The following is a 14,937-nucleotide window of genomic DNA, read 5'->3' on the forward strand; positions in this document are numbered from 1 at the left end:
TCCCTTTTTTTGTTATACTAGTAGAAGAAAAAATAGAAAGATTTGTGGGAGTGAAAAAGTCCTGTGGACTTTTTCAGCCTGAGCCAAGAAACTCGAAAGCGAAGTAAGTCCTGTGGACTTTTTCAGCCTGAGCCAAGAAACTCGAAAGCGAAGTAAGTCCTGTGGACTTTTTCCGCCTGAGCTAAGCAACTCGAAAGCGAGTAAGTTCGGTTGGCTTTTTCAATGTGAAGCTTGTCTTTACACTCCCAAAGAGGTATTAGTGTCGTGTCTCAATCTTATATCAATGTTATCGGTGCTGGTTTGGCAGGTTCTGAAGCAGCCTACCAAATCGCAGAGCGTGGTATTCCAGTTAAACTCTATGAAATGCGTGGTGTCAAGTCAACTCCTCAGCATAAAACAGACAATTTTGCTGAGTTAGTTTGTTCCAATTCCCTACGTGGGGATGCTTTGACTAATGCTGTTGGGCTTCTCAAGGAAGAAATGCGTCGCTTGGGTTCTGTTATCTTAGAATCTGCTGAGGCTACACGTGTTCCTGCAGGTGGTGCGCTTGCGGTAGACCGTGATGGTTTCTCTCAAATGGTGACCGAAAAAGTGGCCAACCACCCCTTGATTGAAGTGGTTCGCGATGAAATTACAGAATTGCCAACGGACGTTATTACTGTGGTCGCTACTGGTCCTTTGACTAGCGATGCCCTGGCTGAGAAGATTCATGCCCTTAATGACGGCGATGGATTCTATTTCTACGATGCGGCAGCGCCTATTATCGATGTCAACACCATCGATATGAGCAAGGTCTATCTCAAGTCTCGTTATGACAAGGGAGAGGCGGCCTACCTCAACGCTCCCATGACCAAGCAAGAGTTTATGAATTTCCATGAAGCCTTGGTCAATGCGGAAGAAGCACCGCTGAATTCCTTTGAAAAAGAAAAGTACTTTGAAGGTTGTATGCCTATCGAAGTCATGGCCAAACGTGGTATTAAAACCATGCTTTATGGACCTATGAAGCCAGTCGGGCTTGAGTATCCAGACGACTACACAGGACCTCGTGATGGAGAATTTAAGACTCCTTATGCGGTGGTTCAGCTTCGTCAGGACAATGCGGCTGGTAGCCTCTACAATATCGTCGGTTTCCAGACCCACCTCAAATGGGGAGAACAAAAGCGTGTCTTCCAAATGATTCCAGGTCTTGAAAATGCGGAGTTTGTTCGCTATGGTGTTATGCACCGCAATTCTTACATGGATTCACCAAATCTTCTGGAGCAGACTTACCGTTCTAAGAAACAACCAAATCTCTTCTTTGCTGGTCAGATGACGGGTGTGGAAGGCTATGTTGAATCAGCAGCATCTGGTTTAGTAGCTGGCATTAACGCGGCTCGTCTCTTCAAGGGAGAAAGCGAGGCTATTTTCCCAGAAACAACAGCGATTGGAAGTCTTGCTCATTACATCACCCATGCGGACAGCAAACATTTTCAACCGATGAATGTCAATTTCGGAATTATCAAGGAGTTGGAAGGCGAGCGTATTCGTGATAAGAAGGCTCGTTATGAAAAAATTGCAGAGCGTGCCCTTGCCGACTTAGAGGAATTTTTAACGGTCTAATTTTTTTGAAAGAATTGCTCATGATACTATAAAAATCTTAGAAATTGTGATAAAATAGGTAGGATAAAAAAAGGAGAGTGAAAATGGCGAATCCCAAGTATAAACGTATTTTAATCAAGTTATCAGGTGAAGCCCTTGCTGGTAAACGTGGCGTAGGGATTGATATCCAAACAGTTCAAACAATCGCAAAAGAGATTCAAGAAGTTCATAGCTTAGGTATCGAAATTGCCCTTGTTATCGGTGGAGGAAATCTCTGGCGTGGAGAACCTGCTGCAGAAGCAGGAATGGACCGCGTTCAGGCAGATTACACAGGAATGCTTGGGACTGTTATGAATGCTCTTGTGATGGCAGATTCCTTGCAACAAGTTGGGGTTGATACGCGTGTACAAACAGCCATTGCCATGCAACAAGTGGCAGAGCCTTACGTACGTGGACGTGCCCTTCGTCACCTTGAAAAAGGTCGTATCGTTATCTTTGGTGCTGGAATTGGTTCACCATACTTCTCAACAGATACAACAGCGGCCCTTCGTGCAGCTGAGATCGAAGCAGACGCCATCCTCATGGCTAAAAATGGCGTAGATGGTGTTTATAATGCCGATCCTAAGAAGGACAAGACAGCCGTTAAGTTTGAAGAATTGACTCACCGTGACGTTATCAATAAAGGTCTTCGTATCATGGACTCAACAGCTTCAACCCTCTCAATGGACAACGACATTGACTTGGTTGTCTTCAACATGAACCAACCAGGTAACATCAAACGTGTCGTATTTGGTGAAAATATCGGAACTACAGTTTCAAATAATATCGAAGAAAAGGAATAAGAAAGATTATGGCTAACGCAATTATTGAAAAAGCTAAAGAGAGAATGACTCAGTCTCACCAATCACTTGCTCGTGAATTTGGTGGTATCCGTGCTGGACGTGCCAATGCAAGCTTGCTGGACCGTGTACATGTAGAATACTATGGAGTAGAGACTCCTCTTAACCAAATCGCTTCAATTACGATTCCAGAAGCGCGTGTTTTGTTGGTAACACCATTTGACAAGTCTTCATTGAAAGACATCGAACGTGCCTTGAACGCTTCTGATCTTGGTATTACACCAGCTAATGATGGTTCTGTGATTCGCTTGGTTATCCCAGCTCTTACAGAAGAAACTCGTCGTGACCTTGCTAAAGAAGTGAAGAAGGTCGGCGAAAATGCTAAAGTGGCTGTCCGCAATATCCGTCGCGATGCTATGGACGAAGCTAAGAAACAAGAAAAAGCAAAAGAAATCACTGAAGACGAATTGAAGACTCTTGAAAAAGATATTCAAAAAGTAACAGACGATGCTGTCAAACACATCGACGACATGACTGCCAATAAAGAAAAAGAACTTTTGGAAGTCTAAAATAAAACAGAAAAACTCAGTTGGCATTGCTGGCTGAGTTTTATTCGAAAGAAGGAAATATGAATACAAATCTTGCAAGTTTTATCGTTGGACTGATCATCGATGAAAATGACCGTTTTTACTTTGTGCAAAAGGATGGCCAGACCTATGCGCTTGCCAAGGAAGAAGGTCAGCATACGGTAGGTGATACGGTTAAAGGTTTCGCCTATACAGACATGAAGCAAAAGCTCCGCTTGACCACTCTAGAAGTGACTGCTACTCAGGATCAATTTGGTTGGGGCCGTGTCACAGAAGTTCGTAAGGACTTGGGTGTCTTTGTGGATACAGGTCTTCCTGACAAGGAAATCGTTGTGTCACTCGATATTCTCCCTGAGCTCAAGGAACTCTGGCCTAAGAAGGGCGACCAACTCTACATCCGTCTTGAGGTGGACAAGAAAGACCGTATCTGGGGACTCTTAGCCTATCAAGAAGACTTCCAACGTCTGGCTCGTCCTGCCTACAACAACATGCAGAACCAAAACTGGCCAGCCATTGTATACCGTCTCAAGCTGTCAGGAACCTTTGTCTACCTACCAGAGAATAATATGCTTGGTTTTATTCACCCAAGTGAGCGTTATGCAGAGCCACGTTTGGGCCAAGTTCTAGATGCGCGTGTCATTGGTTTCCGTGAAGTGGACCGTACCTTGAACCTCTCCCTTAAACCACGTTCTTTTGAAATGTTGGAAAATGATGCCCAGATGATTTTGACCTACTTGGAAAGTAATGGGGGGTTCATGACCTTAAATGATAAGTCATCTCCAGACGATATAAAGGCAACCTTTGGTATTTCTAAAGGTCAGTTCAAGAAAGCACTTGGTGGCTTGATGAAGGCTGGCAAAATCAAGCAAGACCAGTTTGGGACCGAGTTGATTTAGGGTGACTTATGAGAAAATCATTTTACACTTGGCTCATGACTGAGCGTAATCCTAAAAGTAATAGTCCCAAAGCCATCTTGGCAGACCTCGCTTTTGAAGAGTCTGCTTTTCCAAAACACACAGACGATTTTGATGAGGTCAGTCGCTTTTTGGAGGAACATGCCAGTTTCTCTTTTAACCTAGGAGACTTTGACGCTATCTGGCAAGAATACTTAGAACACTAGCATTTAGTCATTGGGTTTAGGCTAGTAATTTCTCCATCCCTTTGCTATAATAAAAAGAAATAAACGGATTAGAGAGGTTCTTTATTTGAAGGAACATTCAATAGACATTCAACTGAGTCATCCAGATGACCTGTTTCATCTTTTTGGTTCCAATGAACGCCATCTTCGTTTGATGGAAGAAGAGCTTGATGTGGTGATTCATGCCCGTACAGAGATTGTACAGGTTTTAGGCGAAGAATCTGCATGTGAGGAAGCCCGTCAGGTTATTCAGGCTTTGATGGTCTTGGTGAATCGGGGGATGACCGTTGGCACGCCAGATGTGGTCACTGCGATTAGCATGGTCAAAAATGATGAAATAGACAAGTTTGTCGCCCTTTACGAAGAAGAAATCATCAAGGACAATACTGGGAAACCGATTCGCGTCAAAACATTGGGTCAAAAGCTTTATGTGGATAGTGTTAAACAGCATGATGTGACCTTTGGAATTGGGCCTGCAGGGACAGGGAAGACCTTTCTTGCAGTGACCTTGGCAGTGACAGCCCTTAAACGTGGGCAGGTCAAGCGAATTATTCTAACTCGTCCAGCAGTGGAAGCAGGAGAAAGTCTAGGATTTCTTCCGGGTGATCTTAAGGAGAAGGTAGATCCTTACCTTAGACCTGTTTACGATGCCTTGTATCAGATTTTGGGGAAAGACCAAACAACTCGTCTCATGGAGCGTGAGATTATCGAAATCGCACCCCTTGCCTACATGCGTGGACGGACCTTGGATGATGCCTTTGTCATTCTCGATGAAGCGCAAAATACGACCATCATGCAGATGAAGATGTTCTTGACTCGTTTAGGTTTTAATTCTAAGATGATTGTCAATGGAGATATCAGTCAGATTGACCTGCCACGTAATGTCAAGTCAGGTTTGATTGACGCCCAAGAAAAGCTCAAGAACATTCACCAGATTGACTTTGTTCATTTTTCAGCTAAGGATGTGGTTCGCCATCCAGTTGTTGCTCAGATTATCCGAGCTTATGAACCAGCACCTGTCAAGAATGAAGAGAGTGAAGAATTAGAGTCTCAACCTCTGTCTGAAGGATAGTTCTTTTGTAATTAAAGTTATCTCAATACCAAGTATAAATTTGCTTTTTAGATGTTTTATTCAATATCCTTGTATTAGATTAGAAAGGTTTCAAGTGGAGGAAACGTATGGAATCAATTTTTGTAAAACTTGCCCAGTATCCGTCTATAGAAACGGAGCGTTTATTGCTTAGACCTGTAACCTTGGATGATGCGGAAGCTATGTTTGAGTATGCCTCAGACAGAGAAAATACGCGCTACACTTTTCCAACCAATCAAAGCTTGGAAGAAACTAAGAATAACATTGCTCAGTTCTACTTGGCCAATCCCTTGGGACGCTGGGGAATAGAACTAAAAAGCAATGGCAAATTTATCGGAACTATTGACTTACACAAGATTGATCCTGTTCTTAAGAAAGCGGCTATTGGCTACATTATCAATAAAAAATATTGGAATCAAGGGTTAACGACAGAAGCCAATCGTGCCGTAATTGAGCTAGCTTTTGAGAAGATAGGAATGAATAAGTTAGTTGCTTTACACGATAAGGACAATCCTGCATCTGGCAAGGTCATGGAGAAATCAGGCATGCGTTTTTCCCATGCAGAACCATATGCTTGTATGGACCAGCATGAAGAAGGTCGAATTGTTACAAGAGTTCATTATGTCTTGACCAAGGAAGACTATTTTGCAAATAAATAAGCAGTTGAGAAGAAATTTTCAACTGTTTTTTCTTCCTCTTACGAATAATCTAAGAGAGGAGAAAATATGGAAGCAATTATCGAGAAAATCAAAGAGTATAAAATCATCGTCATTTGTACTGGTCTGGGCTTGCTTGTAGGAGGATTTTTCCTGCTAAAACCAGTTCCACAAACACCTGTTAAAGAGACGAATTTACAGGCAGAAGTTGCAGCTGTTTCCAAGGATTCATTATCCGAAAAGGAAGTGAAGAAGGAAGAGAAGGAAGAACCACTTGAACAAGATTTGATTACAGTAGATGTGAAGGGTGCTGTTAAATCGCCAGGGATTTATGACTTGCCTGTAGGTAGTCGGGTCAATGATGCTGTTCAAAAGGCGGGTGGCTTGACAGAGCAAGCAGACAGCAAGTCGCTCAATCTAGCTCAGAAAGTTAGTGATGAGGCTCTAGTTTACGTTCCAACTAAGGGAGAAGAAGCAACTAGTCAACAGACTGGTTCTGGGACGGCTTCTTCAACGAGCAAGGAAAAGAAGATCAATGTCAACAAGGCTAGTCTGGAAGAACTCAAGCAGGTCAAGGGTCTGGGCGGCAAACGAGCTCAGGATATTATCGACCATCGTGAGGCAAATGGCAAGTTCAAGTCGGTTGACGAACTCAAGAAGGTCTCTGGCATTGGTGCCAAGACCATAGAAAAGTTAAAAGACTATGTTACAGTGGATTAAGAATTTCCCAATTTCCCTAATCTATCTGAGTTTTCTATTGCTTTGGCTTTATTATGCCATTTTCTCAGCATCCTATCTTGCTTTGTTGGGCTTCGTTTTTCTGCTGGTCTGTCTCTTTATCCAATTTCCGTGGAAGTCTGCTGGTAGAGTTCTAGCGATTTGTGGAATCTTTGGATTTTGGTTTCTGTTTCAAACTTGGCAACAGAGTCAAGCGAGTCAAAACCTAGCGGACTCTGTTGAAAGGGTACGGATTTTTCCTGACACTATTAAGGTTAATGGTGATAGTCTATCCTTTCGTGGTAAGTCTGATGGACGCATTTTTCAAGTCTATTATAAACTCCAGTCCGAGAATGAAAAAGAAGTCTTTCAAACCTTAACAGATCTTCATGAGATAGAACTTGAAGGAAAACTTTCGGAGCCAGAAGGGCAGAGAAATTTTGGTGGCTTTGACTATCAAGCCTATCTGAAAACTCAGGGAATTTACCAGACTCTCAATGTCAAAAAAATCCAGTCACTTCAAAAGGTTGGCAGTTGGGATATAGGAGAAAACCTGTCCAGTTTACGTCGAAAGGCTGTAGTTTGGATTAAGACACACTTTCCAGACCCTATGCGCAATTACATGACAGGTCTTTTATTGGGACATCTGGACACCGACTTTGAGGAGATGAATGAGCTTTATTCCAGTCTAGGAATTATCCACCTTTTTGCCTTGTCCGGCATGCAGGTAGGCTTTTTCATGGACGGATTTAGGAAACTTCTCTTGCGATTGGGCTTGACCCAAGAAAAGTTGAAATGGCTGACTTATCCCTTTTCCCTTATCTATGCTGGTCTGACAGGATTTTCAGCTTCGGTTGTTCGCAGTCTCCTGCAAAAGTTACTGGCTCAACATGGTGTTAAGGGCTTGGATAATTTTGCCTTGACAGTCCTTGTCCTCTTTATCGTCATGCCCAACTTTTTCCTGACTGCAGGAGGAGTTTTGTCATGTGCTTATGCTTTTATCTTGACTATGAGCAGCAAAGAAGGGGAGGGACTTAAGGCTGTTGCCAGAGAAAGTCTAGTCATCTCCTTGGGAATATTGCCCATTCTATCCTTCTATTTTGCAGAATTTCAACCTTGGTCTATCCTTTTGACCTTTGTCTTTTCCTTTCTATTTGACTTGGTCTTCTTACCGCTCTTGTCTATCTTATTTGCCCTTTCTTTTCTTTATCCAGTTATTCAGCTTAATTTTATTTTTGAATGGTTGGAGGACATTATTCGCTTGGTATCACAGGTGGCAAGTAGACCTCTGGTCTTTGGACAACCCAATGCATGGCTTTTAATCCTATTGTTAATTTCCTTGGCTTTAGTCTATGATTTGAGGAAAAACATTAAAAGGCTAGCAGTGTTGAGCTTATTGATTACAGGTCTCTTTTTCTTGACCAAGTATCCACTGGAAAATGAAATCACTATGCTGGATGTGGGGCAAGGCGAGAGTATTTTCCTACGGGATGTAACTGGTAAAACCATTCTCATAGATGTCGGTGGCAAGGCAGAATCTGATAAGAAAATCGAAAAATGGCAAGAAAGGACGACGACCAGCAATGCCCAGCGAACCTTGATTCCCTATCTCAAAAGTCGAGGAGTATCCAAGATTGACCAGCTGGTTTTGACAAACACAGACAAGGAGCATGTTGGAGATTTGTTGGAGGTGACCAAGGCTTTTCATGTAGGCGAAATTTTAGTATCAAAAGGCAGTTTGAAACAGAAGGAATTTGTAGCAGAACTACAGGCTACTCAAACTAACGTGCGTAGTGTGACAGTAGGAGAGAACTTGCCAATTTTTGGAAGTCAGTTAGAAGTCTTATCTCCAAGGAAAATTGGAGATGGAGGTCATGAAGATTCCATAGTTCTGTATGGGAAACTCTTGGATAAGCACTTCCTCTTCACAGGAAACTTGGAGGAGAAAGGAGAGAAGGACTTGCTGAAGCAATATTCTGACCTAGAAGTGGATGTTTTGAAAGCTGGCCAACATGGCTCTAAAAAATCATCAAGTTCAGCCTTTCTAGAAAAACTCAAACCAGAGCTTACTCTTATCTCAGTTGGAAAAAACAATCGAACCAAACTCCCCCATCAGGAAACTTTGACCCGACTGGAAGGTATCAATAGTAAAGTTTACCGAACTGACCAGCAAGGAGCTATACGCTTTAAAGGGTGGAAAAGTTGGAAAATCGAAAGCGTTCGATAGGAAGGAAAAATATTATATATTAGTAAAATAAACTAAAAATCTGTTGCATAATAATGATAAAAACGATATAATAAAAGCGTATTCGATATTGATGATATAAAACCATTAAAAATTAGTAAAAACCGTTTAATTAGTTAGTTTATGATCTATTGGTCTTTTTCATTCCAGTATATCTGCTGTGAGCGTTCTTAAAATTTATCGGTATGATTGGAATACCTACTATAAGTCTAGTATGAATTGCTAGAGATATAACTATATTAATTCCCTGTTATGGTATCGTTATGACAGCTATTCTGAATATAAAATTGGTTCTGGTTGGAACTACGATTGTTATGAGGTACTAAACTACTACAGCAGAGGCTATTAATCCAAAAAGGAGGGCTAGATATGTTGCAGCTTACTCATGTGACCTTAAAAACGCGACAAGTCATCTTACAAGATGTTGATTTTACATTTGAAAAGGGTAGGATTTATGGTATTCTTGCTATCAATGGTTCTGGAAAGACGACACTGTTCCGCGCCATTAGCAATTTAATTCCTATAAGTAGCGGAAATATCGCAGTCCCTCCTTCTTTATTTTATTATGAGAGCGTTGAATGGCTGGATGGAAACTTAAGTGGGATGGACTACCTTCGCCTCATAAAAAACATCTGGAAGTCAGATCTAAACTTGGGGGATGAAATTGATTACTGGGAAATGTCTGACTATATCAGCCTTCCCATTCGTAAGTATTCCTTAGGCATGAAGCAACGCTTGGTGATTGCCATGTATTTCCTCAGTCAGGCGAAATGCTGGCTTATGGATGAGATTACAAATGGCTTAGATGAGTATTATCGACAGAAGTTTTTTGATAGGCTAGCACAAATCGATAGACAAGAGCAGCTGGTTCTTTTAAGTTCCCACTATAAGGAAGAGTTGGTTGATGTCTGCGATAGAGTAGTAACCATTCATCGGGGAAAGATAGAAGAGGTTTAGTTTATGAAAGATGTTGGTCTATTTTTATTGAAAAAAGTTTTCAAAAGTCGCTTAAATTGGATTATCTTAGCTTTATTTGTATCTGGACTCGGTGTTACCTTTTATTTCAATAGTCGGACTGCAAACTCCGTCAGCTTGGAGAGCGAGTTGGAAACCCGTCTTGTAAAAAATGAGAGAGTCATCAATGAATATGAAGAGAAACTCTCCCAAATATCTGACACCAACTCGGAGGAATACCAGATTGCTAAAATTAATTTAGAATCGCAAAAAAATCTTTCGACTCAAAAGAAAGAAATTCTGGCTTTGTTAAAAGAAGGACGGTGGAAAGAAGCCTATTATTTGCAGTGGCAAGATGTAGAGAAGAGTTATGAAATTTTATCAAAGGAACCGACTGCTAGTTCTGACTTAAAAATGGCGGTTGACCGCGAACGAAAGACTTACCAAGCCCTATATCCCTTGAACATAAAAGCCCACAATTTAGTTTATCCGACCTACGGGATTGATCAGATTGTCTGGATTTTAGAGGCTATCATCCCAAGCTTGTTTGTGGTTGCTATTATTTTTATGCTAACGCAACTATTTGCAGAAAGATATCAAAATCATCTGGATACAGCTCAGTTATATCCTTTTTCAAAAGTGGCATTTGCCATGTCCTCTCTTGGAGTTGGAGTGGGCTATGTAACTGTGCTGTTTATCGGAATCAGCGGATTTTCTTTTCTAGTGGGAAGTCTGATAAGTGGTTTTGGACAGTTAGATTATCCCTACCCGATTTATAGCTTAGTGAATCAAGAGGTAACTATTGGAAAGATACAAGATGTGTTATTTCCTGGCTTGTTCTTAGCTTTCTTAGCCTTTATCGTCATTGTGGAAGTCGTCTACTTGATTGCATCCTTTTTCAAGCAAAAAATGCCCATCCTCTTTCTTTCACTCATTGGGATTGTTGGCTTATTGTTTGGCATCCAAACAATCCAGCCTCTTCAAAAGATTGCACATCTGATTCCCTTTACTTACTTACGTTCAGTGGATATTTTATCTGGAAGATTACCTAAGCAAATTGATAATGTCAATCTAAATTGGAGCATGGGGATGGTCTTACTTCCTTGCCTGATTATCCTTTTGTTAGTGGGGATTCTATTTATCGAAAGATGGGGAAGTTCACGGAAAAAAGAATTTTTTAATAGATCCTAGCTTTCCTATAGGGAAAATAAGTAAAAACTAACATAGAGAGGGAATCAACTTGATTCTCTCTTTTTGATGAGGAAACCAAGGCAAAATACAAACACAAACTTTTCAAAAAAATAACTTTTTATCTTGACAAGGACTAGAAAACTTGGTATCATATAAAAGTTGAGAAAAGCAGAAGTGAGAGCTTCTCGCCTTGTGACATTAAGTTGCCTGGCCCTACGGATGAAAAGTTTCTAAGAAACGCTATCATAACGTGCGGGCTTGTATATTTACGAGTCCGCTATTGTTTTTCTCTAATAAAACAAAAGAGGTGAAAACCATAGCAAAGCAAGACTTATTCATCAATGATGAGATTCGTGTACGTGAAGTTCGCTTGATTGGTCTTGAAGGAGAACAGTTAGGCATTAAGCCACTCAGTGAAGCGCAAGCTTTGGCTGATAACGCTAATGTTGACCTAGTATTGATTCAACCCCAAGCCAAACCGCCTGTTGCAAAAATTATGGACTACGGTAAGTTCAAATTTGAGTACCAGAAGAAACAAAAAGAACAACGTAAAAAACAAAGTGTTGTTACTGTGAAAGAAGTTCGTCTAAGTCCAACGATTGACAAGGGTGACTTTGATACAAAACTTCGCAATGCACGCAAATTCCTTGAAAAAGGAAATAAAGTTAAGGTATCTATTCGCTTTAAGGGTCGTATGATTACCCATAAAGAGATTGGTGCAAAAGTTTTAGCCGAGTTTGCTGAAGCAACTCAAGATATTGCAATCATCGAACAACGTGCTAAAATGGATGGACGTCAAATGTTCATGCAATTGGCGCCAGCAACTGACAAAAAATAATTGTCAGAAAGTTAAATAAAGGAGAAAAAATCATGCCAAAACAAAAAACACACCGCGCATCAGCTAAACGTTTCAAACGTACAGGTTCTGGTGGACTTAAACGTTTCCGTGCTTACACTTCTCACCGTTTCCACGGAAAAACTAAGAAACAACGTCGTCATCTTCGTAAAGCATCTATGGTGCATGCAGGAGATTACAAACGTATCAAAGCAATGCTTACTCGCTTGAAATAATAGCTTGACTGTAAGTAAACAATTCTAGGAAATATTTGGAGGAAATAAAACATGGCACGTGTTAAAGGTGGCGTTGTATCACGCAAACGTCGTAAACGTATTCTTAAATTAGCAAAAGGTTACTATGGAGCTAAACACATCTTGTTCCGTACTGCGAAAGAACAAGTAATGAACTCTTACTACTATGCATACCGTGACCGTCGTCAGAAAAAACGTGACTTCCGCAAATTGTGGATCACTCGTATCAACGCGGCAGCTCGTATGAACGGACTTTCATACTCACAATTGATGCATGGTTTGAAATTGGCTGAGATCGAAGTTAACCGTAAAATGCTTGCTGACTTGGCTGTTAACGATGCAGCAGCTTTCACAGCTCTTGCAGATGCAGCGAAAGCAAAACTTGGTAAATAATAACAGATAAGACTGGAACAGAATTGTCCCAGTCTTTTTAAAAATAAAGGAGAAAAATATGGCTTCAAAAATGCTACATACTTGCTTGCGAGTAGAAAATCTTGAAAAATCAATTGCATTTTATCAAGATGCTTTTGGTTTTAAAGAATTGCGTCGCAGAGATTTTCCAGATCATGCCTTCACGATTGTCTATCTAGGTCTTGAGGGTGACGACTATGAGTTGGAGTTGACTTATAACTATGATCACGGCCCTTATGTGGTTGGAGATGGATTTGCCCACATCGCCCTCAGTACACCTGATCTTGAGGCACTTCATCAAGAGCATAGTGCAAAAGGCTATGAAGTAACTGAGCCAAATGGTCTACCAGGAACTGCACCAAACTATTACTTTGTCAAAGACCCTGATGGTTACAAGGTCGAAGTTATTCGTGAAAAATAATCTCGTGAAGTCAAGTAGAATGTTCGTTTTCTACTTGACTTTTTTAGTTGAAAGAGTATACTAGTAAAAATTTAACCTTTAAGGGGAGCCCAGAGAGACTCACAAGGTGTCAGATAAAAGAATAGTACAATTTTCTAGAGGAGACTTTTTGAGTGCGCTCTCTTGTGTTGTACGATTTTAACTGAGACCTTGCACTAGCAAGGTCTTTTCTTTATCTGGTTCCCTTAAAATTTAAGGAGGAAAAGTCATGAATCCCACATGTAAGAAACGTTTGGGTGCGATTCGCTTGGAAACCATGAAGGTGGTTGCACAGGAGGAAATCGCGCCAGCGATATTTGAATTAGTCCTAGAAGGGGAAATGGTTGAATCTATGCGAGCAGGTCAATTTCTTCATCTGCGTGTGCCTGATGATGCTCATCTCTTGCGTCGCCCTATTTCGATTTCGTCTATCGATAAGGTTAAGAAGCAGTGTCATCTCATTTATCGGATTGAGGGAGCTGGGACAGCTATTTTCTCAACCTTAAGTCAGGGAGATACTCTTGATGTGATGGGTCCTCAGGGAAATGGGTTTGACTTGTCTGGCCTTGATGAGCAGAGTCAGGTACTCCTTGTTGGTGGGGGGATTGGTGTTCCGCCCTTGCTTGAGGTGGCTAAGGAATTGCATGAGCGTGGAGTAAAAGTAGTGACGGTTCTTGGTTTTGCGACTAAAAATGCTGTTATTTTAGAGATGGAATTGGCCCAATATGGTCAGGTTTTTGTAACGACGGATGATGGTTCTTATGGTATTAAGGGGAATGTTTCCGTTGTCATTAATGATTTAGATAGTCCATTTGATGCTGTTTACTCATGTGGGGCACCTGGAATGATGAAGTATATCAATCAAAACTTTTATGACCATCCAAGAGCCTATCTATCTTTGGAATCTCGTATGGCTTGTGGGATGGGGGCTTGCTATGCCTGTGTCCTAAAAGTCCCAGATAGTGAAACCGTCAGTCAACGTGTCTGTGAAGATGGCCCTGTTTTCCGTACTGGAACAGTTGTATTGTAAGGAGAAAATCATGACTAGAAATCGTTTACAAGTTTCTCTACCTGGCTTGGATTTGAAAAATCCCATTATTCCAGCATCAGGCTGTTTTGGTTTTGGCCAGGAATATGCCAAGTACTATGATTTAGACCTTTTAGGCTCTATTATGATTAAGGCGACAACGCTTGAACCACGTTTTGGCAATCCTACTCCAAGGGTGGCAGAAACACCTGCAGGTATGCTGAATGCAATCGGCCTTCAAAATCCTGGTTTAGAGGTTGTTTTGGCTGAAAAACTTCCTTGGCTGGAAAGAGAATATCCAAATCTTCCTATTATTGCTAATGTAGCTGGTTTTTCAAAACAAGAGTATGCGGCTGTTTCTCATGGTATTTCCAAGGCAGCTAATGTGAAGGCTATTGAGCTCAATATTTCTTGTCCCAATGTTGACCACTGTAATCATGGTCTTTTGATTGGTCAAGACCCAGATTTAGCTTATGATGTGGTGAAAGCAGCTGTGGAAGCCTCTGATGTACCAGTTTATGTCAAACTAACCCCTAGTGTGACGGATATCGTTACTGTCGCAAAAGCAGCAGAAGATGCAGGGGCAAGTGGCTTAACCATGATCAATACTCTGGTTGGAATGCGTTTTGACCTTAAAACCAGAAAACCAATCTTGGCAAATGGAACGGGTGGCATGTCAGGTCCAGCAGTCTTTCCAGTAGCCCTCAAACTTATCCGTCAGGTAGCTCAAACAACAGACCTACCTATCATTGGAATGGGAGGAGTAGATTCGGCTGAAGCTGCGCTAGAAATGTATCTGGCTGGGGCATCTGCCATCGGAGTTGGAACAGCCAACTTTACCAATCCATATGCCTGCCCTGATATTATTGAAAATTTGCCAAAAGTCATGGATAAATATGGCATCAGCAGTCTAGAAAATCTACGCAAGGAAGTGAAAGAGTCTCTGAGGTAAACTGCAATCAATCTGTTCTTGATT

Annotated in this window: 17 protein-coding genes and 1 other annotated feature; all 17 genes read left to right on the plus strand. The window is 41.3% G+C overall.

Going from position 1 to position 14,937, the window contains the following annotated elements; all coding sequences use genetic code 11:
• The first annotated feature begins 264 nt into the window (after nucleotides 1-264).
• The 17 genes from trmFO to SK642_RS04230 all read left to right on the plus strand — a co-directional run bounded on the left by trmFO (nucleotide 265) and on the right by SK642_RS04230 (nucleotide 14,913).
• Nucleotides 265-1,599: a methylenetetrahydrofolate--tRNA-(uracil(54)-C(5))-methyltransferase (FADH(2)-oxidizing) TrmFO gene (gene trmFO / locus SK642_RS04145; RefSeq protein ID WP_033683491.1), complete on the plus strand. Its 1,335-nt coding sequence runs from the start codon at nucleotides 265-267 to the stop codon at nucleotides 1,597-1,599.
• An 83-nt stretch (nucleotides 1,600-1,682) separates the two neighbouring features.
• Complete coding sequence (gene pyrH / locus SK642_RS04150; protein WP_033683492.1) at nucleotides 1,683-2,420, plus strand: UMP kinase; 738 nt, start codon at nucleotides 1,683-1,685, stop codon at nucleotides 2,418-2,420.
• An 8-nt stretch (nucleotides 2,421-2,428) separates the two neighbouring features.
• Entirely contained in the window at nucleotides 2,429-2,986 is a 558-nt protein-coding gene (gene frr, locus SK642_RS04155; protein ID WP_001262225.1) for a ribosome recycling factor, read from the plus strand.
• A gap of 59 nt (nucleotides 2,987-3,045) precedes the next feature.
• Entirely contained in the window at nucleotides 3,046-3,900 is an 855-nt protein-coding gene (cvfB, locus tag SK642_RS04160; protein WP_001095445.1) for an RNA-binding virulence regulatory protein CvfB, read from the plus strand.
• 8 nt (nucleotides 3,901-3,908) lie between these two features.
• Nucleotides 3,909-4,124 (plus strand): YozE family protein, encoded by a 216-nt coding sequence (locus SK642_RS04165; RefSeq protein ID WP_001232084.1) that lies wholly within the window; start codon nucleotides 3,909-3,911, stop codon nucleotides 4,122-4,124.
• Between the two features lie 85 nt (nucleotides 4,125-4,209).
• On the plus strand, nucleotides 4,210-5,214 hold the full coding sequence (locus SK642_RS04170; protein ID WP_033683493.1) for a PhoH family protein: 1,005 nt from the start codon (nucleotides 4,210-4,212) through the stop codon (nucleotides 5,212-5,214).
• A 107-nt stretch (nucleotides 5,215-5,321) separates the two neighbouring features.
• Nucleotides 5,322-5,891: a GNAT family N-acetyltransferase gene (locus tag SK642_RS04175; RefSeq protein ID WP_033683494.1), complete on the plus strand. Its 570-nt coding sequence runs from the start codon at nucleotides 5,322-5,324 to the stop codon at nucleotides 5,889-5,891.
• A 66-nt stretch (nucleotides 5,892-5,957) separates the two neighbouring features.
• Nucleotides 5,958-6,608, plus strand: coding sequence for a helix-hairpin-helix domain-containing protein (locus SK642_RS04180; protein ID WP_033683495.1), 651 nt, complete (start codon nucleotides 5,958-5,960; stop codon nucleotides 6,606-6,608).
• The gene (locus tag SK642_RS04185) at nucleotides 6,592-8,832 is read left to right on the plus strand and encodes a DNA internalization-related competence protein ComEC/Rec2 (protein WP_033683496.1); all 2,241 of its coding nucleotides are present in this window, start codon (nucleotides 6,592-6,594) and stop codon (nucleotides 8,830-8,832) included. The genes SK642_RS04180 and SK642_RS04185 overlap by 17 nt, the downstream gene beginning before the upstream one ends.
• Before the next feature lie 387 nt (nucleotides 8,833-9,219).
• Nucleotides 9,220-9,807 carry an ABC transporter ATP-binding protein gene (locus tag SK642_RS04195; RefSeq protein WP_033683497.1) on the plus strand — a complete coding sequence of 196 codons (588 nt, stop codon included), beginning with the start codon at nucleotides 9,220-9,222 and terminating at the stop codon, nucleotides 9,805-9,807.
• A 3-nt stretch (nucleotides 9,808-9,810) separates the two neighbouring features.
• Nucleotides 9,811-10,995, plus strand: a complete 1,185-nt coding sequence (locus SK642_RS04200; RefSeq protein ID WP_033683498.1) for a membrane protein — start codon at nucleotides 9,811-9,813, stop codon at nucleotides 10,993-10,995.
• A 160-nt stretch (nucleotides 10,996-11,155) separates the two neighbouring features.
• Nucleotides 11,156-11,287 (plus strand) — a sequence feature (ribosomal protein L20 leader region).
• Nucleotides 11,288-11,302: 15 nt separating this feature from the next.
• Nucleotides 11,303-11,833 carry a translation initiation factor IF-3 gene (gene infC / locus SK642_RS04205; protein WP_000848180.1) on the plus strand — a complete coding sequence of 177 codons (531 nt, stop codon included), beginning with the start codon at nucleotides 11,303-11,305 and terminating at the stop codon, nucleotides 11,831-11,833.
• Between the two features lie 32 nt (nucleotides 11,834-11,865).
• Complete coding sequence (gene rpmI / locus SK642_RS04210; RefSeq protein WP_001125941.1) at nucleotides 11,866-12,066, plus strand: 50S ribosomal protein L35; 201 nt, start codon at nucleotides 11,866-11,868, stop codon at nucleotides 12,064-12,066.
• A gap of 51 nt (nucleotides 12,067-12,117) precedes the next feature.
• On the plus strand, nucleotides 12,118-12,477 hold the full coding sequence (rplT, locus tag SK642_RS04215) for a 50S ribosomal protein L20 (RefSeq protein ID WP_000124834.1): 360 nt from the start codon (nucleotides 12,118-12,120) through the stop codon (nucleotides 12,475-12,477).
• Between the two features lie 58 nt (nucleotides 12,478-12,535).
• Complete coding sequence (locus SK642_RS04220; RefSeq protein WP_000157153.1) at nucleotides 12,536-12,916, plus strand: VOC family protein; 381 nt, start codon at nucleotides 12,536-12,538, stop codon at nucleotides 12,914-12,916.
• Nucleotides 12,917-13,163: 247 nt separating this feature from the next.
• Nucleotides 13,164-13,964 (plus strand): dihydroorotate dehydrogenase electron transfer subunit, encoded by an 801-nt coding sequence (locus SK642_RS04225; RefSeq protein WP_033683499.1) that lies wholly within the window; start codon nucleotides 13,164-13,166, stop codon nucleotides 13,962-13,964.
• Nucleotides 13,927-14,913 (plus strand): dihydroorotate dehydrogenase, encoded by a 987-nt coding sequence (locus SK642_RS04230; RefSeq protein ID WP_161681766.1) that lies wholly within the window; start codon nucleotides 13,927-13,929, stop codon nucleotides 14,911-14,913. Before SK642_RS04225 ends, SK642_RS04230 begins: the two co-directional genes overlap by 38 nt.
• Nucleotides 14,914-14,937 lie beyond the last annotated feature (24 nt).

This window comes from Streptococcus mitis (genome assembly GCF_000722705.1).
GTDB lineage: Bacteria > Bacillota > Bacilli > Lactobacillales > Streptococcaceae > Streptococcus > Streptococcus mitis_P.